The sequence below is a fragment of the Pseudomonas sp. MT92 genome, from assembly GCF_058792515.1.
The window spans coordinates 195,495-216,735 of record NZ_JBXAFA010000010.1 but is presented as its reverse complement, the minus strand read 5'-3'; the positions used below and the strand labels follow the sequence as shown (position 1 = coordinate 216,735).

General features: G+C 60.0%; 18 protein-coding genes. 6 read left to right on the top strand and 12 right to left on the bottom strand.

Annotated features, from left to right (window positions below; genetic code table 11):
• The first annotated feature begins 13 nt into the window (after positions 1 to 13).
• Positions 14 to 277, top strand: a complete 264-nt coding sequence (locus AC1Q6D_RS19825) for a DUF4404 family protein (protein WP_103402683.1) — start codon at positions 14 to 16, stop codon at positions 275 to 277.
• A gap of 46 nt (positions 278 to 323) precedes the next feature.
• Here AC1Q6D_RS19825 and queF read toward each other — a convergent pair whose 3' ends face one another.
• Positions 324 to 1,154, bottom strand: a complete 831-nt coding sequence (gene queF / locus AC1Q6D_RS19820; protein ID WP_103402682.1) for an NADPH-dependent 7-cyano-7-deazaguanine reductase QueF — start codon at positions 1,152 to 1,154, stop codon at positions 324 to 326.
• A 61-nt stretch (positions 1,155 to 1,215) separates the two neighbouring features.
• Entirely contained in the window at positions 1,216 to 1,752 is a 537-nt protein-coding gene (gene copI, locus AC1Q6D_RS19815) for a copper-resistant cuproprotein CopI (protein ID WP_103402681.1), read from the bottom strand.
• Positions 1,753 to 1,907: 155 nt separating this feature from the next.
• On the opposite strand from copI, the gene AC1Q6D_RS19810 reads away from it, so the two are divergent.
• Positions 1,908 to 2,588: a heavy metal response regulator transcription factor gene (locus tag AC1Q6D_RS19810; protein WP_047531323.1), complete on the top strand. Its 681-nt coding sequence runs from the start codon at positions 1,908 to 1,910 to the stop codon at positions 2,586 to 2,588.
• Positions 2,588 to 3,937 (top strand): heavy metal sensor histidine kinase, encoded by a 1,350-nt coding sequence (locus AC1Q6D_RS19805; protein WP_103402680.1) that lies wholly within the window; start codon positions 2,588 to 2,590, stop codon positions 3,935 to 3,937. Before AC1Q6D_RS19810 ends, AC1Q6D_RS19805 begins: the two co-directional genes overlap by 1 nt.
• Positions 3,938 to 4,041: 104 nt before the next feature.
• On the opposite strand, the gene AC1Q6D_RS19800 is transcribed toward AC1Q6D_RS19805, so the two are convergent.
• The 3 genes from AC1Q6D_RS19800 to AC1Q6D_RS19790 form a co-directional block, all read right to left on the bottom strand.
• Positions 4,042 to 5,286 carry a lipoprotein-releasing ABC transporter permease subunit gene (locus AC1Q6D_RS19800; RefSeq protein WP_047531327.1) on the bottom strand — a complete coding sequence of 415 codons (1,245 nt, stop codon included), beginning with the start codon at positions 5,284 to 5,286 and terminating at the stop codon, positions 4,042 to 4,044.
• A 66-nt stretch (positions 5,287 to 5,352) separates the two neighbouring features.
• Entirely contained in the window at positions 5,353 to 6,036 is a 684-nt protein-coding gene (lolD, locus tag AC1Q6D_RS19795) for a lipoprotein-releasing ABC transporter ATP-binding protein LolD (RefSeq protein ID WP_178083087.1), read from the bottom strand.
• A 7-nt stretch (positions 6,037 to 6,043) separates the two neighbouring features.
• A complete protein-coding gene (locus tag AC1Q6D_RS19790) occupies positions 6,044 to 7,294 on the bottom strand; it encodes a lipoprotein-releasing ABC transporter permease subunit (protein ID WP_103402678.1) in 1,251 nt (416 codons plus the stop codon).
• 94 nt (positions 7,295 to 7,388) lie between these two features.
• Between AC1Q6D_RS19790 and AC1Q6D_RS19785 the strand changes: the two genes are divergently transcribed.
• Positions 7,389 to 7,970: a PilZ domain-containing protein gene (locus tag AC1Q6D_RS19785; RefSeq protein WP_103402677.1), complete on the top strand. Its 582-nt coding sequence runs from the start codon at positions 7,389 to 7,391 to the stop codon at positions 7,968 to 7,970.
• A 14-nt stretch (positions 7,971 to 7,984) separates the two neighbouring features.
• Complete coding sequence (locus tag AC1Q6D_RS19780) at positions 7,985 to 8,707, top strand: glycerophosphodiester phosphodiesterase (RefSeq protein ID WP_047531334.1); 723 nt, start codon at positions 7,985 to 7,987, stop codon at positions 8,705 to 8,707.
• A gap of 42 nt (positions 8,708 to 8,749) precedes the next feature.
• On the opposite strand, the gene sthA is transcribed toward AC1Q6D_RS19780, so the two are convergent.
• Both sthA and AC1Q6D_RS19770 read right to left on the bottom strand, forming a co-directional pair.
• Entirely contained in the window at positions 8,750 to 10,144 is a 1,395-nt protein-coding gene (sthA, locus tag AC1Q6D_RS19775; protein WP_047531336.1) for a Si-specific NAD(P)(+) transhydrogenase, read from the bottom strand.
• 207 nt (positions 10,145 to 10,351) lie between these two features.
• Positions 10,352 to 11,377 carry an FAD:protein FMN transferase gene (locus AC1Q6D_RS19770; protein WP_178083086.1) on the bottom strand — a complete coding sequence of 342 codons (1,026 nt, stop codon included), beginning with the start codon at positions 11,375 to 11,377 and terminating at the stop codon, positions 10,352 to 10,354.
• A gap of 276 nt (positions 11,378 to 11,653) precedes the next feature.
• Between AC1Q6D_RS19770 and AC1Q6D_RS19765 the strand changes: the two genes are divergently transcribed.
• On the top strand, positions 11,654 to 12,952 hold the full coding sequence (locus tag AC1Q6D_RS19765; protein ID WP_047531340.1) for an MFS transporter: 1,299 nt from the start codon (positions 11,654 to 11,656) through the stop codon (positions 12,950 to 12,952).
• Positions 12,953 to 13,054: 102 nt separating this feature from the next.
• On the opposite strand, the gene AC1Q6D_RS19760 is transcribed toward AC1Q6D_RS19765, so the two are convergent.
• From AC1Q6D_RS19760 to AC1Q6D_RS19740, 5 genes are all read right to left on the bottom strand, one after another.
• Positions 13,055 to 14,494, bottom strand: a complete 1,440-nt coding sequence (locus AC1Q6D_RS19760; RefSeq protein WP_103402676.1) for an efflux transporter outer membrane subunit — start codon at positions 14,492 to 14,494, stop codon at positions 13,055 to 13,057.
• A gap of 9 nt (positions 14,495 to 14,503) precedes the next feature.
• Entirely contained in the window at positions 14,504 to 16,654 is a 2,151-nt protein-coding gene (locus AC1Q6D_RS19755; protein ID WP_103402675.1) for a glycosyltransferase family 2 protein, read from the bottom strand.
• Position 16,655: 1 nt separating this feature from the next.
• Positions 16,656 to 17,900: a hypothetical protein gene (locus AC1Q6D_RS19750; RefSeq protein WP_103402674.1), complete on the bottom strand. Its 1,245-nt coding sequence runs from the start codon at positions 17,898 to 17,900 to the stop codon at positions 16,656 to 16,658.
• Entirely contained in the window at positions 17,897 to 19,102 is a 1,206-nt protein-coding gene (locus AC1Q6D_RS19745) for an HlyD family secretion protein (protein ID WP_103402673.1), read from the bottom strand. The genes AC1Q6D_RS19750 and AC1Q6D_RS19745 overlap by 4 nt, the downstream gene beginning before the upstream one ends.
• A 599-nt stretch (positions 19,103 to 19,701) precedes the next feature.
• A complete protein-coding gene (locus AC1Q6D_RS19740; protein WP_103402672.1) occupies positions 19,702 to 21,165 on the bottom strand; it encodes a glyceraldehyde-3-phosphate dehydrogenase in 1,464 nt (487 codons plus the stop codon).
• Positions 21,166 to 21,241 lie beyond the last annotated feature (76 nt).

Here is a 21,241-nt window from a genome sequence, read left to right as displayed (position 1 = left end):
AAGGAAGAACGCAATGCCTGCCCGCGAACTGCAAGAACAGCTCAATGTCCTGCGCGAGCAATTGGAAAAGAATCCTCCGCTGACCGAAGTCGAACGCGAAGACCTGCACAAGCTGATGCAACAGATCCAGCTTGAACTTGAACTCGAAACCAAGACCAAGGATGTCAACCTCGCCGATGGCGTCAATCTGGCGGTGGAACGCTTCGAACTCGAACACCCGACCCTGGCCGGCACCCTGCGCAACATCGCGCAAGCCTTGGGCAACATGGGGATCTGAAAAAGAGCCTTGCAGGAGCGAGCTTGCTCGCTCCTGCATTAGATCGTCATTGACGGACCAGACGATGGTTCGGCAACTGCACCTCTTCAGTACTGCGATACGGGTTGATATCCAGTCCGCCACGACGAACGTAACGCGCATAAACCGTCAACTTCTCCGGTTTCAGCAAGCGCTGCAGGTCAAGGAAGATGCGTTCCACGCACTGTTCGTGGAAATCCGAGTGCTGACGGAAGCTGACGATGTATTCCAGCAAGCTCGCATGATCCAGCGCCGCGCCACGGTATTCCACCGTCACGCTACCCCAGTCAGGCTGACGGGTGACCGGACAGTTGGACTTGAGCAGATGGCTGTGCACGCTCTCCTCCACAATGCGGCTTTCATCGCACCGCAGCAGTTCCGGACGTGGATGCTCGTAGTTGCTGACACTGATATCCAGCTCATCGATGCACACACCGGGCAACGCCACGACGCCTTCGGCCTCGACATCTTTCAGGCTGCGAATACGCACGCCGACCGGTTTGCCGGCGGCGGCGGACAGGTCTTTGACCAGCGTCGCTTCGAGGCTCGCCGTGTCGGCGAACGGTGTCTGGTTCAGGGAGTTGAGGTACAGCTTGAACGACTTCGACTCAATGATGTTCGGCGAATCCGCCGGAATGCTGAACTCACCGATGGCCACCACCGGCTTGCCCGACGGCAACAGCCACGACAGTTCAAAGCAGTTCCAGAAGTCCACGCCCTTGTACGGCAGGGTTTCAGCCGTCAGGCCCAGCTCGGCCCACTTCGCAGTACGCGGAATCGGGAACAGCAAGGACGGCGTGTAGGTGGCGATGTATTCGCTGGATTTGCCCAGCGGCGAGTGTTCGGCTGCGGGATGCATGGCGGAAACCTGACTGAAGAATCAGCGGATTCTACCAGCCTTTGTTCCCGCCTTTGAGTGCTTACTGACTGACTGTCAATTTACCTACCATGCCGGCCTGGTAATGACCGGGGACGTTGCAGGCAAATTCCAGGTTGGCGGCTTTGCTGAAGGTCCAGGTCAGTTCGGCGGTTTTACCCGGTTCTACCAATACACTGTTGGGGTCGTCGTGCTTCATGGCATGCCCTTGAGATGAGTGATCCATCCCGGCCATCGACCCGTGATCCATGTTCATCATGCCTGTAGGCGTCATCATGCCGCTTTGCTGCATCTGCAACATTTCCTGCTGGTGTTTGGCATGCATCGCCGCGTCACCGAGGTTGAACTCGTGCAGCAATTGACCTTTATTCACCAGGACAAAGCGAATGGTCTCCCCGGCCTTGATATCGATGGCCTTGGGGGTGAACGACATGTCACCCATCACCACCTCGACGCTGCGGGTCGCCTTGGACGCGGGTGCCGGTTGGCCGAAGTCGTAGGTACTCGCTGGCGCGGCCCAGACCGGTGAGCTCAGTGCCAACACACAAGCGGCCAATGCCAAAGATTTGCGCAAAAACATGGTCGTACTCCAACAAGATAAGGTTCAGCCTGTGGAAAACTCTAGACTGTTACCGCTGCCCGCAACCTGACAGCCAGATTACAACTTTGTCAGCTAGGCCTGCCGCGTTGTCGCCCACGGTATAAAGCTGTCGTTCCATTTAGCCCGAGTCGCCCATGAAACTGCTGATCGTCGAAGACCAACCAAAAACCGGCCAGTACTTGCGTCAGGGCCTGAGCGAGGCCGGCTTCAACACCGAACTGGTGGCCGATGGCAGCACCGGCCAGCAATTGGCGTTGAGCGGCGACTACGCGCTGCTGATTCTCGATGTGATGCTGCCAGGTCGCGATGGCTGGCAGATTCTGCAGGCCGTGCGCAGTGCCGGCCTGGACACGCCGGTTCTGTTTCTGACGGCGCGGGATGCCGTGGAAGACCGGGTTCACGGCCTCGAACTCGGCGCCGACGATTACCTGGTCAAGCCTTTCGCCTTTTCCGAACTGCTCGCCCGGGTTCGCAGCCTGTTGCGGCGTGGCAGCGCGACGCCCCAGGAAACCAGCCTGCAACTGGCCGACCTGCGCCTGGACCTGATCCGCCGCCGGGTCGAACGCGGCGGCCAGCGCATCGACCTGACCGCCAAGGAGTTCGCCTTGCTGGAAATGCTCCTTCGCCGCCAGGGCGAAGTGCTGCCCAAATCGCTGATCGCCTCCCAGGTCTGGGACATGAATTTCGACAGCGACACCAACGTCATCGAAGTCGCGATCCGCCGCCTGCGCCTGAAAATCGACGATGAATTCCCCAACAAACTGATCCACACCGTACGCGGCATGGGTTACGTACTCGAAGAGCGTCCAGCCTGATGCCACGACTTTCACTGAGCAGTCGCCTGGCACTGCTTTTCGCGGCGTGCACGGCGGTGGTGTCGTTGTTCGCCGGAGTGTTGTTCAGCCGCGCCAGCGAGGCGCACTTCGTTGAGCTTGATCAGCAGTTGCTCGACAGCAAGCTGATCGGCGTGCGGCGAGCGCTGCATGACATTCAGTCGCGGGACAGTGAAGTCAAACTGGCCGATGAATTAAGCCCCCAGGCCGATCTCTCATTGCGCATCACCGGCAGCGACGGCCGGCGCTGGTATGACAGTTCCGCAAGCCTGCCGGACATGCTGCCGCAAAAACCGGGGTTATCGACCATCAATGACCATGGAACCGACTACCGCGTCCTGAATGCACCCTTGTTTGACGACAAACCCGACTCACCGCAATTGACCCTGCTGCTGGACATCACCCATCACCAACACTTCCTGCAACGCATGCAGCATTTGATCTGGATGACCGTCGGCCTGTCGGCCCTGGCCACCGCCCTGCTCGGCGCCTGGGCGGCACGCAGCGGGTTGCGGCCACTACGACGCATGAGCACGATAGCCCGCGGTGTTTCAGCGCATTCGCTCAACGCACGCCTGCCGGAAGAGAGCATGCCGTTGGAGCTGGCGGAAATGGCCCACAGCTTCAACGAAATGCTCGAAAGACTCGACGACGCCTTTCAACGGCTTTCGGCGTTCTCCGCCGACATCGCCCATGAATTGCGCACACCGCTGTCGAACCTGCTGACCCACACCCAAGTCACCCTCACCCGCCCTCGCCCCATCGAAGAGTACCGCGAAGCGCTGCACAGCAACCTCGAAGAACTGCAATGGATGGCGCAATTGGTCAACGACATGTTGTACCTGGCGAAAGCCGACCATGGATTGTTGATGCCCAAACGCGAAGCGCTGGATCTGGCGGCAGAGGCGGATGTGTTACTGGAATTTTTCGCACCGCTGGCGGAGGACGTTCGGGTGACGCTGAACCGCGAAGGTCACGGACACATGATGGGTGATCGGAACATGTTGCGACGGGCGCTTTCCAATTTACTGGACAATGCGTTGCGGTTTACGCCCGCTGATGGCGAGGTACGGGTGAAGATAATCGATCAACCCAAAGGACTGAGCCTGACAGTTGAAAACAGCGGCGACGGGATTTCAAAGGATTTGCTGCCGCGCCTGTTTGACCGCTTCTACCGCGTGGATCCTGCACGCCACGAAGGCAGCAGCGAGCATGCGGGATTGGGATTGGCGATTACCCAGTCGATTGTCAACGCCCACGGCGGGAAGATTCATTGCGAATCGGAAAACGGCTGGACGCGGTTTGTGATTGAGTTGCCGAAGGAGGTATGAGGCTAGCAGCACCGGCCTCTTCGCTGGCAAGCCAGCTCCCACAGGGTTTTGCGTTGTCCACAACACTGTAGGAGCCGGCTTGCCGGCGAATGCGATTTCAGCGCTTACGAATAACGCAACGCATGAGCCGGCTCGATCTTCGCCGCACGCCACGCCGGGTAAACCGTTGCCAGGAAGCTCAACACGAACCCCGCCGAGCAGATCAACAACACATCCCCGCCCTGAAGTTCGGACGGCAGATTGCTGACGAAATACACGTCGGAACTGAAGATGTGCTGCCCGCTGACCCGCTCGATCCAACCCACCATTTCACTGACGTTCAGCGCCGCGATCACGCCGAGTACGCCACCGATCAGGGTGCCGACAATCCCGATGACCGTGCCCTGCACCATGAAGATCGCCATGATCTGACGCGGCGTGGCGCCGATGGTGCGCAGGATCGCGATGTCCGCGCCCTTGTCGTTCACAACCATGATCAGGGTCGCGATGATATTGAACGCCGCCACTGCGACGATCATCAGCAACAGCAGGCCGATCATGGTTTTTTCCATCTTCATCGCACTGAACAGGCTGCCCTGGGTGTGGGTCCAGTCGTCAGCCTTGTAGGCCGCCCCCAGACCGCTGGCGATATCGCTGGAAACCTGCGGCGCGGCGTACAGATCCTTCACCGCCAGGCGCACGCTCTGCACCTGATTCGGCGCCCAATGCTGCATTTGCGCGGCGTCGGCCATGTGGATCAGTGCCATCGTGCCGTCAAGTTCGGCACCCACCTTGAACACGCCGACCACGTTCAGACGCTGCATGCGCGGGGTGATACCGCCCGGCGCATTGCTGACCTCCGGCACGATCAGGGTGATCTTGTCGCCCACGTTCAAACGGAAGCGCCGTGCGGTGATTTCGCCGATCACCACGCCGAACTCACCTGGCTTCAACGCATCGAGACGTCCCTGGACGATGTGCTTGGCGACGATCGACACCTGGCCTTCCAGCGCCGGATCAACGCCGCTGACCTGGATTGGCTGCATCGTGCCTTTATAGGACAGCATGCCTTCCATCTCGGTAAACGGCACGGCCGCCGTCACTTCGGGATTTTTCATCGCGGCGGCGGCTACCGGCTGCCAATCATCGATAGGGTTTACACCGACGATCGTGGCGTGCGGCACCATGCCGAGGATGCGAGAGCTCATTTCGCGCTGGAAGCCGTTCATCACCGACAGCACCACGATCATCGCCAGCACGCCCAGGGCGAGGCCGATCATCGAGGTCATCGAGATGAAGGAAACAAAGCGATTGCGGCGCTTGGCGCGGGTATAGCGCGTGCCGATAAAGATCGATAACGGTCTGAACATTCGCTGGGGCACCGTATATAAATAAAAGACCCGACGTGATTTTCATCCCCGCCGGGTTTCAGCCAATCAGATAGGCGTCAGACAACCTTCCTGCAAATGCAGGACGCGATCCATCTGGCGGGCCAGGTTCATGTCGTGGGTCACCACCAGGAACGCCGTGCGCATCGAAGTGCTGAGTTCCAGCATCAAGTCCTGGATGCCCTGGGCGGTGTGGGAGTCGAGGTTGCCGGTCGGCTCGTCGAGCATGACCAGGCCTGGCTTGTTCACCAGGGCGCGGGCGATGGCGACACGCTGACGCTCACCACCGGACAACTCCGCCGGCTTGTGCTCCAGGCGATGGCCCAGCCCCACACGCTCCAGCAACGCCGTTGCACGCTGGCGCGCTTCCGGGATAGCGGTCTTGCCGATCAGCAGCGGCATGCAGACGTTTTCCAGCGCGGTGAATTCCGGCAGCAAGTGGTGGAATTGATAAACGAAACCCAATGAGCGGTTGCGCAGCAGGCCGCGATTCTTCTCGCTGAGGGCCGACAGTTCCTCACCGTCGAGCCAGACGCTGCCTTTGGTCGGCGTGTCGAGGCCGCCCAACAGATTGAGCAAGGTACTTTTACCCGAACCCGAGGTGCCGACAATTGCCGCGCGCTCACCCGGGTGCAACTCCAGTTGCAGGCCGGCCAACACTTGCACCGACTCCGGGCCTTCCTCATAGGATTTGCCCAGGTTGCGGCAGCTCAAGATTGCTTTATCACTCATGCCCGACTCACTCATAACGTAGCGCCTCCGCAGGCTGGGTGCGCGCGGCACGCCAGGCTGGATACAGGGTGGCGAGGAAACTCAGGACCAACGCGGCGGCGCAAACCATCAACACATCCTGGCTCTGCACCTGCGACGGCAGGTAATCGATGAAATACACGTCGGCGTTGAGGAATTTGTGCCCGATCAGGCCTTCCAGCGCCGAGATCGCGGCGCTGACATTCAGCGCGGCGAAGATCCCGACCACGGCACCGATGGCCGTTCCGACCACGCCAATGACCGTGCCTTGCACCATGAACGTGCGCATGATCGTGCCTGGCGTGGCACCGAGGGTACGCAGAATCGCGATGTCGCCCTTCTTGTCGTTCACCACCATCACCAGCGTGGAAATGATGTTGAACGCGGCCACGGCGACGATCAGCAGCAATAACAGGCCGATCATGGCTTTTTCCATGCGGATCGCCTGATACAGGTTGCCGTGGGTACGGGTCCAGTCGCGGGCGTAGTAACGATCTTCGCCGAGTTCGCGGGCGATGCTCCACGCGGTGCGCGGCGCCTGGAACAGGTCGTCGAACTTCAGGCGCAGGCCCTGGACCTGGTCCGGCTTCCAGCGATGCAACCGCGCCAGGTCCTGCAGGTTGGTGACGCCCAGGTAACCGTCGAGCTCACCGGCGCCGACATGGAAAATGCCGACCACGGTGAAACGCTTCATGCGCGGAAACATCCCGGCCGGGGTCACGGTGACTTCCGGCGCCACGAAGGTCAGCTTGTCGCCGATCGCCGCGCCAAGTTTGGCCGCCGCCTTGTCACCGATGACGATGCCGAACTCGCCCGGCACCAGGTCGTCGAGTTTGCCCTGCTGCATGAAGTTATCAATGATCGACACCTGGCGTTCTTGCGCCGGGTCGATGGCATTGAGCAGGACTTTCGAGACCTTGCCGTTGTTGGTCAGCAACCCCTGCATTTGCGTGAACGGCGCAACGGCCGTCACCAGCGGATTCTGCTTGACCTTGGTAGCAAGGCTTTGCCAATCGCTGATCGGCTCGCCGGACTCGATGGTCGCGTGGGGCACCATGCCCAGCACGCGGGTGCGCATCTCATGATCGAAGCCGTTCATCACCGACAGCACCACGATCATCACGACCACGCCGAGGGCGAGTCCGATCATCGAGGTCAGGGAAATGAATGACACAAAATGATTGCGACGCTTTGCACGGGTATAACGCGTGCCGATAAATACGAAGAGAGGTCTGAACATGTCGGGGCTTGTTCGGAGGGAAAAGGAACGTCCTTGTGGCGGGGGTTGATAACCAGCTTTACACTCAGACCACCGCCGCTACCATGGGTTCGCCATGTCGACATTAGATGAAGAAGATCGCCGCGAATACTACCGTATCGAGGACACGATCGCACTGGAAATTCGGCCCCTGTCCGCTCCCGAAGCCGCAGGCCAGGAAGTGTTGCAGGATGCTTCCCCACTCTTCAACGTGCTCAGTGAACTGCACCTGAGCGAATTCGAGTCGCAGCACCTGTTGCGCCAGATCAGCGAGCGTGACCGCAACCTCGCGGCGTTCCTCAAATCCCAGAACAAACGCATCGATTTGCTGAGCCAGGTGGTCGCCATCACCGTACTCGGGCAGATCGGTGAACCGCAGCCGGTCATCCTCTCCGAAGGCGGTATCGACTTCCAGCACCCCACGCCCATTGCCACCGGAGCACACCTGTCGGTCAAACTGGTGCTGATGCCGCAAGCCCTTGGCCTGTTGTTGCGCGCTCGCGTCACCCATTGCGACCGCAAGGGCGACAGCTACGACGTCGGCACCGAGTTCGAACACCCGACCGACGCGCAGCGGCAACTGCTGGCCCGCTACATCTTGCAAAAGCAGGCCCAGGAACGACGCCTGGCCCGCGAACAACTCGAATCAGGCAATTAATTTAAGGAAGAACCGTGACCCTCATCTACGGCCATCGCGGCGCCAAGGGCGAAGCACCGGAAAACACCCTGACCAGCTTTCAGGAATGCCTCAAGCACGGCGTACGCCGTTGCGAACTGGACCTGCACCTGTCCATGGACGGCGAACTGATGGTCATCCACGACCCGACCCTCAAGCGCACCACCGATCGTCGCGGCAAGGTGGTCGAGCACACGGCGGCGGAGCTGGTGACCTACGACGCGCGCAAGGGCGGCCCGGGCTGGATCAAGCCATGCCCGATCCCGACCCTGGACTCGCTGTTCGAAGAATGCGATTTCGATCACTGGCAACTGGAAGTCAAAAGCGCTTCACGCACCCGCGCGGCAACCACCGTGCTGGCGATTCGGGAAATGGCGCAACGCCATGGCCTGATGGACAAGGTGACGATCACCTCCAGCTCGCGGGAAGTGCTCAAGGCTGCGCTGGACCTGGTGCCGGACGTGTCCCGCGGACTGGTCGCCGAGTACGCCTGGCTCGACCCGCTGAAGGTCGCGGCAAGCTATGGCTGCGGGATTCTGGCGCTGAACTGGACCCTGTGCACGCCGGAACGCCTGGAGAAGGCGCAGCGTCAGGGGTTGCATGTGTCGGTATGGACCGTCAACGAGCCTGCGCTGATGCGCAGACTCGCTGACTTCGGCGTTGACAGCCTGATTACAGACTTTCCCGGTTTGGCCATTGCCACGCTCGAGAATTGCTGAAATCGGTCTCCCCGGCCGGCTCAGGCCACCGGCCGGAGCCACTCAAAAAAGCCGGTTGAGGCCGTCGTACGCCGCTACCCGATAGGCTTCGGCCATGGTCGGGTAGTTGAACGTGGTGTTGACGAAATACTTCAGGGTATTTTGCTCGCCCGGCTGGCTCATGATCGCCTGACCGATGTGCACGATCTCCGACGCCTGATAACCGAAGCAATGCACGCCCAGCACTTCCAGGGTTTCGCGGTGGAACAGGATCTTCAGCATGCCTTGCGGCTCGCCGGCGATCTGCGCCCGCGCCATGCTCTTGAAGAACGCCTTGCCCACTTCGTACGGCACTTTGGCCTGGGTCAGCTCTTGCTCGTTCTTGCCGATCGAACTGATCTCCGGAATGGTGTAGATCCCGGTCGGTACGTCGTTGACGAAACGCCAGCTGCCGTTGTCGACGATGCTGCCAGCGGCCGACCGGCCCTGGTCGTGGGCGGCACTGGCCAGGCTCGGCCAGCCGATCACGTCACCGGCGCCGTAAATGTTCGGCACGCAGGTGCGATAAGCCTCATCGACTTCGATCTGGCCGCGGCTGTTGACCTTGACGCCGATGTTTTCCATACCGAGTTGATCGGTGTTGCCGGTACGGCCGTTGCACCAGAGCAAGGCGTCGGCCTTGATCTTCTTGCCGGACTTCAGATGCAGGATCACGCCGTTGTCCACACCTTCGACGCGGTCGTAGTCTTCGTTGTGGCGAACCGTGATGTTGTTGTTGCTGAAGTGGTAGCTCAACGCCTGGGAAATTTCCGAGTCGAGGAAGCTCAGCAACTGACCACGGTTGTCCACCAGCTCAACCAGTACACCCAGGCCACTGAAAATCGATGCGTATTCGCAACCGATCACGCCGGCGCCGTAAACGATCAGTTTGCGCGGGGTGTGGCCGAGGCTGAGGATGGTGTCGCTATCGTAGATACGCGGGTGGTTGAAATCGATGTCGGCCGGACGATACGGACGCGAGCCGGTGGCGATGATGATGTGCTTGGCCACCAGTTTTTCGACCACGCCATTGGCGCAGACCACTTCGATGGTTTGCTCGTCGGCGAAGCTGCCGGTGCCGAAGAACACGTCGACGCGATTACGGGCGTAGTAGCCGGTGCGCGAGGCGACTTGTTTGGCGATGACTTTTTCGGCGCTTTTCAGCACGTCCGGGAACGAGAACCAGCGCGGTTCACCAATGGCCCGGAACATCGGGTTGGTGTTGAACTGCATGATCTGCCGGACCGAGTGACGCAGTGCCTTGGACGGGATGGTGCCCAAGTGAGTGCAGTTGCCGCCGACCTGGCGACGGCTATCGACCATCGCCACCTTGCGTCCCGCTTTGGCGGCGTTCATTGCCGCGCCTTCCCCCGCCGGGCCGGAACCCAACACCACCACGTCGTAGTTGTAGACAGCCATGCGTACTCCTCAGAACAGGCCGTGGCGCCATCGGCACCTGCGGCTAAATCACGCCAATCTGTGGCATGAAGGAACAATTTGGGGCCAGTGCAGAACCCGGACACAGTCTATAGAAGCGTCAACGCCGCGCACATTAACCCTTGGTCGCGTCGTAGGCTAGTTTTGCCTGCGCTACAACGTCGATCTTCAGTGCTTTAAACGCCGTGATCATTCGGTTTTCCCACCCGTGACCCGCTCAAAAGCGTGACTGGTACGTGTGACGAAACCTGTATCGGCACGAATCACAAAAAATGCGCCTATATCGTGTTTTTCCGCGTAGTCCCAACCGCGCTCCGGGCCAAGAATCAACAACAGCGTCGATAAGCCATCGGCCATCAACGCTGAAGGATGAATCACCGTGACGGATGCCAGTGAATGTGAGACCGGCGCACCGGTGCGGGCATCGAAGGTGTGGGAGTAACGCCGCCCATCCTGCTCGAAATAATTTCGGTAGTCGCCGGAGGTGGACAAGCCGAAACCGTCGACGGCGACGATACGCTCAGCGACCTGTTGATCATCGCGCGGTTCTTCCAGGGCGATGCGCCACGGCGAACCGTCAAGCTTCTTGCCCGCGGCCTTGAGTTCGCCAGTGGCTTCGGCCAGGTAGTCGTGAATGCCCAGCGCTTCGAGTCGTGCGGCAATCGTATCGACCGCGTAACCGGCGGCAATGCTGTTGAAGTCGACCTCGACGGCAGCGTCCTTGCACAGCTGATCGCCCTCGATGCGCAGGTGTTGATAACCGACTCGCTGACGCGCTTGCGCCAACGCCTGTTCAGCCGGGACTTTTTCCTCGCGCCCCTGCGGGCCAAACCCCCAAAGATTGAGCAGCGGTTCCACCGTCAGGTCGTAGGAGCCTTCGCTTTGCTCCGACAGTTGTTCACCCACGCGGATCAATTTGAGGATGGACGCGGGCATTTTCTGACAGCGATTGGCGGGCAGGTCATTGAAGCGCTCGATATCCGAATCGCTGCGGTAGGTCGACAGTTGCCGATCGATGTCAGCGAGGATTTTTTCCACCTCGACACGAACATCTGCCGCCACCGGGAGACCGGCACGGCGCACGTACTTGATCGAATACGTGCTGCCCATGGTCGGGCCACCAAAGCTTTCCATGGAGTCGCCGTTGCCGCAGGCGGACAACACGACGATCAGAGCCACAAGACCAAACAGCCGCCCATTCAACAAACCCTGCATCCCCGACAGTTCATGGCACAACGCCAAGGCCAGCGATTATGCGACAGGCCCCGACATTTTTGCGCTGCGTGTCCCACTTAATTCGCTCCAGTGCGCCATTCGAACCGTGTAATGGCAAAAACGTTTAAGCAGCAAGCTAATTAATGGTTGCCTATCCATATCGCCACACATATTGTTACAAAATGCTCGCCAAAGGTACCTTGCCTTTCAGCGACAGGAAGGGACGCATCTGAATCAGGGATCTCCTATAAAACAGCCAACAGCGAGTACGTTCAAATGTCCTCTAATACGGGCAAAGGCAAGGCGATTTTTCGCGTTGTCAGCGGCAACTTCCTCGAGATGTTCGACTTTATGGTCTACGGCTTCTACGCCACGGCCATCGCCAAAACCTTCTTCCCTGCCGATAGCGCTTTCGCATCCCTGATGCTCTCGCTGGCCACTTTCGGGGCCGGTTTCCTGATGCGCCCGTTAGGGGCGATTTTTCTCGGTGCCTACATCGACCGCCACGGTCGTCGCAAAGGGCTGATCATCACCCTGGCCTTGATGGCCGCCGGCACGATATTGATCGCCTGCGTGCCGGGCTACGCGACCCTCGGAGTCGCCGCTCCGCTGATCGTGCTGTTCGGTCGACTGCTGCAAGGTTTCTCGGCGGGGGTGGAGCTGGGTGGCGTGTCGGTGTACCTGGCGGAAATTTCCACGCCGGGCCGCAAAGGGTTCTTCGTCAGTTGGCAGTCCGCTAGCCAGCAAGCCGCGGTGGTATTCGCCGGCCTGTTGGGTGTTGGCTTGAACCATTGGCTCAGCCCGGAACAAATGGGTGATTGGGGCTGGCGCGTTCCGTTCCTGATCGGCTGCATGATCGTGCCGGTGATCTTCGTGATACGTCGTTCGCTGGAAGAAACACCGGAATTCCAGGCCCGCAAGCATCGTCCAACCCTGCGCGAAATTGTCCGTTCGATCAGTCAGAATTTCGGCATCGTCATCGCCGGCATGGCGCTGGTGGTGATGACCACGGTGTCGTTCTACCTGATCACCGCCTACACCCCGACCTTCGGCAAAGCCGAACTGCACTTGTCGGACATGGATGCCTTGCTGGTCACCGTGTGCATCGGCCTCTCGAATTTCTTCTGGCTGCCGGTGATGGGTTCCGTGTCAGACAAGATCGGACGCAAACCCCTACTGCTGGCGGCGACCATTCTGGCGATTCTCACCGCCTACCCGGCATTGTCGTGGCTGGTGGCGAACCCGAGCTTCAGCCATCTGCTGATCGTCGAACTCTGGTTGTCGTTCCTCTATGGCTCGTACAACGGCGCCATGGTGGTGGCCCTGACCGAGATCATGCCGGTGGAAGTTCGTACAACCGGCTTCTCCCTGGCCTACAGCCTGGCAACGGCGACCTTCGGCGGTTTTACCCCGGCGGCCTGTACTTACCTGATCCATGTGCTGGACAACAAAGCGGCACCGGGGATCTGGCTCAGCGCTGCGGCGATGCTGGGGTTGATCGCGACGCTGGTACTGTTCCGCGGCAACAAGCATGAACTGCGCACCGCACGCGCCTCAGTGGCTGGCGGCGCCTGACAGATCGCTATCGCGGGCAAGCCCTCCCCCACAGGATTTGTGAACACCACAAAACCTGTGGGCGAGCCTGCTCGCGAAGAGGCCTGACCAGACACCGAAGATTCACCGATCTGCCATCTTCAACGACTGACTCCACCCGCCTCCCAGCGCCTTGTACAACGTCACCTGATTGATCTCCCGTGCCAGTTCCAGCTGCGCCCACTTCTGCTGCGCATCAAACAACGAACGCTGGGCGTCCATGGTGGAGAAGTAGCTGTCCATGCCTGCCTCGAAACGCAGGCGTGACTGCCGATAGGCTTCCTGGTAATCCCCCACCAGTTTTTTCTGGAACTCCACTTGCGTGAGCATCTCCTGCCGGGCATTCAAGGCATCGGCGGCTTCACGAAACGCGTTCTGCACCGTGGCCTCATACGCCGCAGCCTGACCGTCGAAGCGCGCATGGCTGGCATCCACCTGTGCCCGTCGCCCACCGCCGTCGATCAACGGCAACGAACCCGCCAAGGCTAACGACCAAAACTCGGCCGGCCCGCTGAGCAAACGGGAAAAGTCCCCGCTCAGACTGCCCAGTGCCGACGTCAGGGAAAAGGTCGGGAAGTACGCCGTGCGTGCCGCGCCGATATCCGCATTGGCAGCACGCAACTGCGCCTCGGCCGACATGATGTCCGGCCGGCGCTCAACCAGCGCCGAGGGTAATCCCGCCGGCACATCCAGCGTCGCCATCCGCTCACCCAGTGCCCCGGTGGGCAGCAGCCCCACTGGTATCGGCTGTCCCACCAGCACCCGCAGCGCATTGGTGTTCTGCGCCACTTGCATGCGGTAAGTGTTGACCTGCACCGCCGCCGTATTGGTTTGCGCGTCGGCCTGGTGCACGTCGATCCGGGCACTGGAACCGAGGTTGTAGCTCTTGCGCAACAGTTGGCCGTAGCGGTCCTGGGATTGGTAGGTGCTCTGCGCAAGATCCAGCAAATGCTGATTGGCCTTGAGGCTCAACCAGGTGCTGGCGACTTCGCCGATCAGCGCCAGCCGTGCCGTTTGATAGTCCGCCTCGGACGCCTCGAAGCGTGCCCCCGCCGCATTGCGTTGACTGCGCAGGCGGCCGAAAAAGTCCAACTCGTAGGACGTAAAGCCCGCCGTGGCCTGAAACGTATTGGCGATACTGCCGGCCGTGGCACCACCACCAGGCGTGCGCACCAGGGGCGGCAGCTTGCTGCGCCCGGCGTAAGTGTCGATGCCAATGGTAGGAAAAAGCCCCGACTCGGCACTGTCATAACCGGCCCGCGCTTCTTCGACACTGGCCGCGAACTGACGCAGGCTGCGGTTGTTGGCCAGGGCCATTTCAATCAACTGGCGCAGTCGTTCATCGACCACAAAACCGCGCCAGTCTTTGTCGAACGCCTGCTTGCCCTTGCAACACTCACCGGCGGTGTTCACCGGCCATTGCTGGTCGATGGGTGCATCGGGCTTCTCGTAGGTCGGTTCCAGCGAACAACCACCGAGCAGCAGCAAAGACATGAAGCAAGACGTGGATAAGCAACTGTTCATGGCGCGCACCTACAAGCGTTGGCCGAGCAAAGCTCGCAAGGGAGAAAGAAGCAGTGTCCACAGGCTTGAGCGACTGGCATTGAGGGACGGCAGAGACGGTTGACGCGAACGAACCCGGACCGGCCGCCAGCGTGCAGGCGAGACGTAAGACGGCGCCTTGACCGGTTTCGGCGCACGCGGCGCCAGACGCTTCTCACCCAACAGGGAACGCTGCAGTAACGTGCCAAAGGCCTGCGCCGGCTCCGCCTTGCTGACGACGTTGATCGACGCATCACTGAACAACCGTGCGATCAACCGCCGCCGCAGCGCTTCGTCCAGGTCGGCAAACCTCAAGCCCAATCGGTCGTCGCCGTGATTGCGCATGACTTCCACGTCCAGCCAGCCCAGCTTGTCGACCCACACCTGACCACACAGCCCCGGTTTGATCGAGGAGGCAAAGGCGCAGGTCAAGGACGCGCCACTGAGGGAGATGTCCACCAGGCGACCGGGCAGGACTTTGCCGCCGAAGCGAAACCCCGTGACCTTATCGAATGGAAAACGTTCCTCGCCATGCAAGCGTGGCCGGTCGACACAAGCCACCAGCGTGGCCAGGTTGTAGATCAGCGCGACTACCGTCCAGCAAAGATTGAACATCATGTTGCCGTCAAACGAAGCAGCGGTACTGATAGCGATGTAGGCACCGATCTGCGAAAACAGCGTCAAGGCAAAAAAGAACCCGAACAACTTCCAGTGCACCATCGTGCGTGAGCGATCAATCCCCTTGGCGGTGACTTTGAACGGCCGCCCGAACGGTCGGATCATGGCGCTGGCAATGGTCGCGGTGACGGCCAGCGAGGCGACGATCTGGGTGACCTCGGTGAAAATCGGCAAAGTGCGCCGGTCGGTGACCCAGGTGCCATAGCCCCAGAAGGCAATCAGCGCCGGCATGCCGAAGGCCAGGAAGTCCACCGGATTGGCGTAGAACCCGGCGATGCCGAAGTACCAGTAGAGCACCGGCGAAACCAGCATCATCAAAATGAACGGTTTGGAAAACCAGTGCATCAGGCCATGCACATAATGCAGCCGGTCGTTGAGCGTATAGCCACTGCCGCGCAGTGGGCCTTCCTTGAGCAGAGCCACCTGGATGGTGCCCAGGCACCAGCGCCCGCGCTGGTTGATGTACTCGGTCAGGCCTTCGGCAGACAAACCGATCGACAGACGCTCATTCAACCAGCGGGTGACGTAGCCTTTTTGCAACAAGCGGTAGGTCGTGTAGATGTCTTCGCACACCGAACCGGTCGGAAAACCGCCGACTTCGGTAATCAAATCGCGTCGTACCACGAAGGACGTGCCGACACAAAACGCCGCATCCCAACCATCCTTCGCCGGTTGGAACACATCGAAGAACACCCGCTGCTCATCCACCCAGCAGGCTGACGTGCCGAGGTTGTGCTGGATCGGATCGGGGTTGTAGTAAAACTGCGGCGTTTGCACCAGGCCGACCTTGGGGTCGTCGAACAACCCCAACGTGCGCATCAGGATCGGTTGCTGCGGCGCGAAGTCGGCATCGAGCACCAGAATGTAAGGCGCATTGCTGGCGGCCGCCGACTGGCGCAAGCCGTTGTTCAAGTTGCCGGCCTTGGCGTGGGAATTGTCAGGGCGCCGCGCGTATTGCACGCCCACCTCGGCACAGTAATCGCGCAACCAGTCGCGCCGGGTGTCGTCGAGCACCCAGATGGTGAAGTTCGGGTAGTCGATCGCCTGGGCAGCGATGATGGTTTTTTCGAGAATATCGAGGCCTTCGTTGTAAGTGGCGATGAAGATATCCACCGCCGGTACTGCGCTGCCTTGCGCACGCAGACGTCGCTCACCGGCATCGGCCTCTTTGCGGTGATCCGTGCGACAGAGCATCACGACGATGGAGAACAGCGTGTAACCAATCGCCAACATCTCGAAAAACAGGAAGGCATAGGCCCAGACCGTGGCGAATCCGGAATGGCCGTCGGGCAACGTGTCGCGAATTCGCCAGGCCGCGTAATTGATCAGCAACAAGGCGGTGACAGCGCCGAAACCGGCCCGCGCGGCCCATTGATCACGGTGGGTCAGGCAGGTGAACAGCACCACCGCCGCCAGCGTCCAGAAATTGATTTGCAGCAGTTGCAGCGAGTCCAGTGCCTGCATGTCAGTCAGCCTCTTGAGAGCCGGTAAAAGGATTGACGCCGGTGGCCGCGATCGCCGCCCACGCTGTGGCGCCCAAGTGAGGCAGGTGGTAGTAGAAAAAGTCATTGGTGACCGAGTCCGGGCCTATGGCCAGTCCGGTACTGATGCGCGGTGCCGGCGTTGCGTACAGCCATCCATTGCCAGCCTCTTGGGCCAGCAGCACGCTCCACAGCGGCTGCGCCTTGTCGCTCAAGCCACTCAAGCGCGCCACGGCAGCGGCTTGCGCGGTGCCTTCGGTCCACAGGCCATCGGGGTCGCGATTGAATCCATACCCCTCGCCAGCACGGTGAGCGTGATCGATGAAGGCAAAGACCCGACGCCAGTCCCTGGGTGGGTCATGCAGGGCTATCAAGGGCCAGATCTGCGCATCGAGCCCTGATCGCTCGCGGTCCGACGTCCGGCCATCGGCACCGGTGCCGATCAGGAAGCGCCCTTCCCCGGCATCCCACTGGCTTGAGACAAACTGCCGGGCAATTTTCGCCTGCGCTGCCGAATCGCTATTGGGTGCAACTGCATCGAGTGCCGACCACGCCGCGGCGAGGTCAACGTTGTGCTCAGTGGATTTCCAGTTCTGCTGGACCTGCTTGGAAAAGTACCCGTAGTAGCCACCACTGAAACCGGCGGGCGATTGCCCGTCGTAGGTGTTTTTCTGCGACCAGTACAGGACTTTTCGTGCGGCCTCCAGGTAAGACGCTTCGCCGCTCTGCCGGTAGGCCTCCAACAGCGCCAGGGCTGCCCACGCCTGATTGCCGGTGGCGCTGCTGACTTGGTACGCGTCCTGATTCCAGGCATTGCGCTCGACGCTCCAGTAACCCGGCAATTTCATCGACGGCGAACCCACGGCACCGGCGGCGTAGGCATTGCGCAGGCGTCCGTCCTGATATTCCGGATCGTGCCGTGTCGCGAAGACCAGTGCATCGGCGATCCGCCGCGCCGACTCCGCCTTGCCGCACGCAAACAAGGCAATGCTGGCCAGCGCGTTATCGTAAGTGAACGCCACGCCGCGCAACGCCAGGATCGGCGCAGGATGCCCATCCAGCGGCGGGTAACTGGCCACCAGCACCGGCCCCGCCGGCAGGGCTGTGACGGCTTGATCCAGCGCCGCACAGGTCATTGCCGCCAGTTGCGGCCTCGGCTGAGCCGCCATGGCAGACACCCCGCTGACGAGCAGCATCAAGCTCAATCCCCCGCGAAGAACAATGTTCATGGTCGCGACACCTCGGCACTGGCCCACAACCCTGGGTTGCAGGTCATGGCTCGCTGGGCGTCCGTCAGGTCTGAGGCAAACGTGCCGACGACGTACACCGAATTCTGCTCGGCATAGGGGAACGGCACGCTGTAGGTGTTGGCGCGAATGTCCGACGTGCTGGACAGCAACTGCACCACGCTGGCCTTGAGGGGTTCGTTCAACCCACGGATTTTCACCGTGAGCACGCTGTCGCGGTCGATCTTGCTGGCCATGCGCTCGGGGAACACCGCAATCACGTAGCTTTGTCCGCAATCGGTTGCGCGCAACAAGGTCGAGCCGGCCTGCACCAGCGTGCCCTGAGGCGCCAGCAACTCCTGGACGGTACCGGGCGAGTAGGCAACCACGTCGTAGCCGGCCATCAACTTGACCCGGTTCTGCTCGGTTTCGATCAACTGATTGAGGTTGTCGAGTTCCTGTTGATACGCCCGGCGGTTGCGAGCCTGGTTCTCCAGACTGAGTTTGAGCGTGGTCATCTGCGCGCTGAGATCGAACATGCGCAGTTGATCGGGATCGAGGTAAACCTGCTTGCTTGCCGCACTGACGTCACCGTCGGTGATCCGCAATTGCGAGCGCACCGATTCGGCCGCACCCTGCAACGAAGCCAACTGGGCTTTCGACTGCGCGACCACCGCACCGCTCACGGCCCCCTGGACGAACAACTCGAGGTTGCGCTCGACGGTTTCCTGAGCGTCTATCAACCGTGCACTGGCCGCACTGTTTTCGGCTTTCAGGGCTTTTTGAGTGAAGAGCTGGCGAGTGTGAAACGCGGCCTGGTACTGCTCGCTGGTTTTCTCCAGTTCCTCGTAGTACCGCTGATCGTGCTCGGCCTGACTGGTTGACGAGGACAACTGTTGCTCCAGGGTCAGGCGCCGGGTTTGCAGGGTCAGCAGGGTTTCCTGGTTGGCTCGCGGGTTTTCCACCACCGCGATTTTCTGGCCCTGACTGAAAGTCATGCCGGGCTTGACCTCCAACGAACTCACCACGCCATCAATCGGAGTGGTCAACAGAATCACCGGCGCATTCAAAATCGCCCGTGTCGCCGAGGCGGACACCAGTGGCATCAGCAAGGTCGACAACAGTAACCAGACGATAAATCCAAGGACACCCAACCCCACCAGGCGTGGCAACAGTGACAATAGCTTTGAGCGTTCTTCTGCCATGTCTGACTCTCCCGATAGACCAACCGCATATCAGCCAGGCAATAACAAACCGTGACTGCGAAACACTTTTGGCAGGGTGAGCAAAACGAAACCGATCGGTTGGCCAGCAACTAAGCCGACGCAGATTTACTTGATTTTATGGTGATGTGAGCAGGAATGAGATTCCTGTCTTTTTGGAGAGTTGTTGGACTGCAAGCGTAGCGAGACAAAACAGGCCCGTGGCAGAGCGGGCGTTTACATTGGCGACACTAGATTCAGTCACGAAGGGTGTCAAGCATTTGGGCCGGACAATTAAATGGCGTCAAATATGTACCATTGAAAAAATCGGATCCATTTAATTCATTTAACTTCACTGAACCGACAACCACTTATTTTCATTGAGAGTTTTTATTTTTTATACACCAATGAACTTTTGATCGAATTTTGGATAATTCTGAACTTGTTAGCTGAAAGATTAAAAAGATATAAGTACTGGCACTTTGCAGATCTGGCTTGCCAGTTTCCGCAAGTTTTTGTGATTGGCGCATGATTTGGACACGACAATCGCCCAAACAAAAACGCCCCGACAATGTCGGGGCGTTTTCATGTGCCGCTAAGGCTTAGCGCGGGAATGCTGGCGGGTTTACACCGGCCATGTCTTCCATCACGCGAACCACCTGGCAGCTGTAGCCGAACTCGTTGTCGTACCAAACGTACAGTACAACGCGGTTGTCCTGGGTGATGGTCGCTTCAGCGTCCACAACGCCTGCGTGGCGCGAGCCAACGAAGTCGGTGGAAACCACTTCCTGCGAGCTGACGTAGTCGATTTGCTTGTGCAGATCGGAGTGCATGGCCATCTGGCGCAGGTACTCGTTGATCTCGTCGCGGGTGGTGGCTTTCTCAAGGTTCAGGTTGAGAATGGCCATCGACACGTTTGGCGTCGGAACGCGGATCGCGTTACCGGTCAGCTTGCCGGCCAGCTCAGGCAAGGCCTTGGCAGCAGCAGTGGCAGCACCGGTCTCGGTGATGACCATGTTCAGCGCGGCGCTACGGCCACGGCGATCGCCCTTGTGGAAGTTGTCGATCAGGTTCTGGTCGTTGGTGTACGAGTGAACCGTTTCAACGTGACCGTTGACGATGCCGAACTTGTCATTCACGGCCTTCAGCACCGGCACGATGGCGTTGGTGGTGCAGGAAGCGGCCGAAATGATCTTGTCGTCAGCGGTGATCTCGGCATGGTTGATGCCGTGAACGATGTTCTTCAGCTTGCCTTTGCCAGGCGCGGTCAGGACAACGCGGTCGATACCCGGGCAGGCCAGGTGCTGGCCCAGGCCATCGGCGTCACGCCATACGCCAGTGTTATCCACCAGCAGCGCGTCTTTGATGCCGTACTGGGTGTAATCCACTTCAGTCGGGTTTTTCGCGTAGATAACCTGGATCAGGTTGCCGTTGGCGGTGATGGTGTTGTTGGCTTCATCAATGGTGATGGTGCCATCGAACGGACCATGAACCGAATCACGACGCAGCAGGCTCGCACGCTTGACCAGATCGTTCTCGGCGCCCTTGCGGACAACGATGGCGCGCAGACGCAGGCCGTCGCCACCACCGGTTTTCTCGATCAGGATGCGCGCCAGCAGACGGCCGATACGACCGAAGCCGTACAGGACCACGTCGGTGCCTTTGCGAGCGGAAGCGTTCTGCTGGCCAACCACGTCAGCCAGTTCTTCACGGACGAACTGCTCGACAGTGCGACCATTGCCCTGGGTCTTGAATTTGACCGCGAGCTTGCCCAGGTCTACCGAAGCGGCGCCGAGCTTGAGCTCGTTCATCGCCTTGAGCAGCGGGAATGTTTCGTGGACGGACAGCTCGCTGTCGTCGGACTGACGATGACGAGCAAAGCGGTGAGCTTTGAGAATCGCAATGACTGAACGATTGATCAGGCTGCGGCCATAGATCGAGCTCACCACGTTGTTATTGCGGTAGAGCTGACCGATAAGCGGAATCATCGCTTCTGCGAGTGCTTCACGGTCGATCCATTCACCAAGACACTGGTCGGGCTTCTGAGTCACGGGAACCTTCCACATGTAGGGGCAGAAAAAAGGGGCTACATTATGCCGCCGAGTGACTCGCGTAGCAATGCGCGCCTGTCGTGCGATCCGT

Coding starts and splice junctions, on each gene's coding strand:
- AC1Q6D_RS19825 (WP_103402683.1), top strand. CDS start 14: ATGCCTGCCCGCGAACTGCAAGAACAGCTCAATGTCCTGCGCGAGCAA.
- queF (WP_103402682.1), bottom strand. CDS start 1,154: ATGCATCCCGCAGCCGAACACTCGCCGCTGGGCAAATCCAGCGAATAC.
- copI (WP_103402681.1), bottom strand. CDS start 1,752: ATGTTTTTGCGCAAATCTTTGGCATTGGCCGCTTGTGTGTTGGCACTG.
- AC1Q6D_RS19810 (WP_047531323.1), top strand. CDS start 1,908: ATGAAACTGCTGATCGTCGAAGACCAACCAAAAACCGGCCAGTACTTG.
- AC1Q6D_RS19805 (WP_103402680.1), top strand. CDS start 2,588: ATGCCACGACTTTCACTGAGCAGTCGCCTGGCACTGCTTTTCGCGGCG.
- AC1Q6D_RS19800 (WP_047531327.1), bottom strand. CDS start 5,286: ATGTTCAGACCGTTATCGATCTTTATCGGCACGCGCTATACCCGCGCC.
- lolD (WP_178083087.1), bottom strand. CDS start 6,036: ATGAGTGATAAAGCAATCTTGAGCTGCCGCAACCTGGGCAAATCCTAT.
- AC1Q6D_RS19790 (WP_103402678.1), bottom strand. CDS start 7,294: ATGTTCAGACCTCTCTTCGTATTTATCGGCACGCGTTATACCCGTGCA.
- AC1Q6D_RS19785 (WP_103402677.1), top strand. CDS start 7,389: ATGTCGACATTAGATGAAGAAGATCGCCGCGAATACTACCGTATCGAG.
- sthA (WP_047531336.1), bottom strand. CDS start 10,144: ATGGCTGTCTACAACTACGACGTGGTGGTGTTGGGTTCCGGCCCGGCG.
- AC1Q6D_RS19770 (WP_178083086.1), bottom strand. CDS start 11,377: ATGCAGGGTTTGTTGAATGGGCGGCTGTTTGGTCTTGTGGCTCTGATC.
- AC1Q6D_RS19765 (WP_047531340.1), top strand. CDS start 11,654: ATGTCCTCTAATACGGGCAAAGGCAAGGCGATTTTTCGCGTTGTCAGC.
- AC1Q6D_RS19760 (WP_103402676.1), bottom strand. CDS start 14,494: ATGAACAGTTGCTTATCCACGTCTTGCTTCATGTCTTTGCTGCTGCTC.
- AC1Q6D_RS19755 (WP_103402675.1), bottom strand. CDS start 16,654: ATGCAGGCACTGGACTCGCTGCAACTGCTGCAAATCAATTTCTGGACG.
- AC1Q6D_RS19750 (WP_103402674.1), bottom strand. CDS start 17,900: ATGAACATTGTTCTTCGCGGGGGATTGAGCTTGATGCTGCTCGTCAGC.
- AC1Q6D_RS19745 (WP_103402673.1), bottom strand. CDS start 19,102: ATGGCAGAAGAACGCTCAAAGCTATTGTCACTGTTGCCACGCCTGGTG.
- AC1Q6D_RS19740 (WP_103402672.1), bottom strand. CDS start 21,165: ATGTGGAAGGTTCCCGTGACTCAGAAGCCCGACCAGTGTCTTGGTGAA.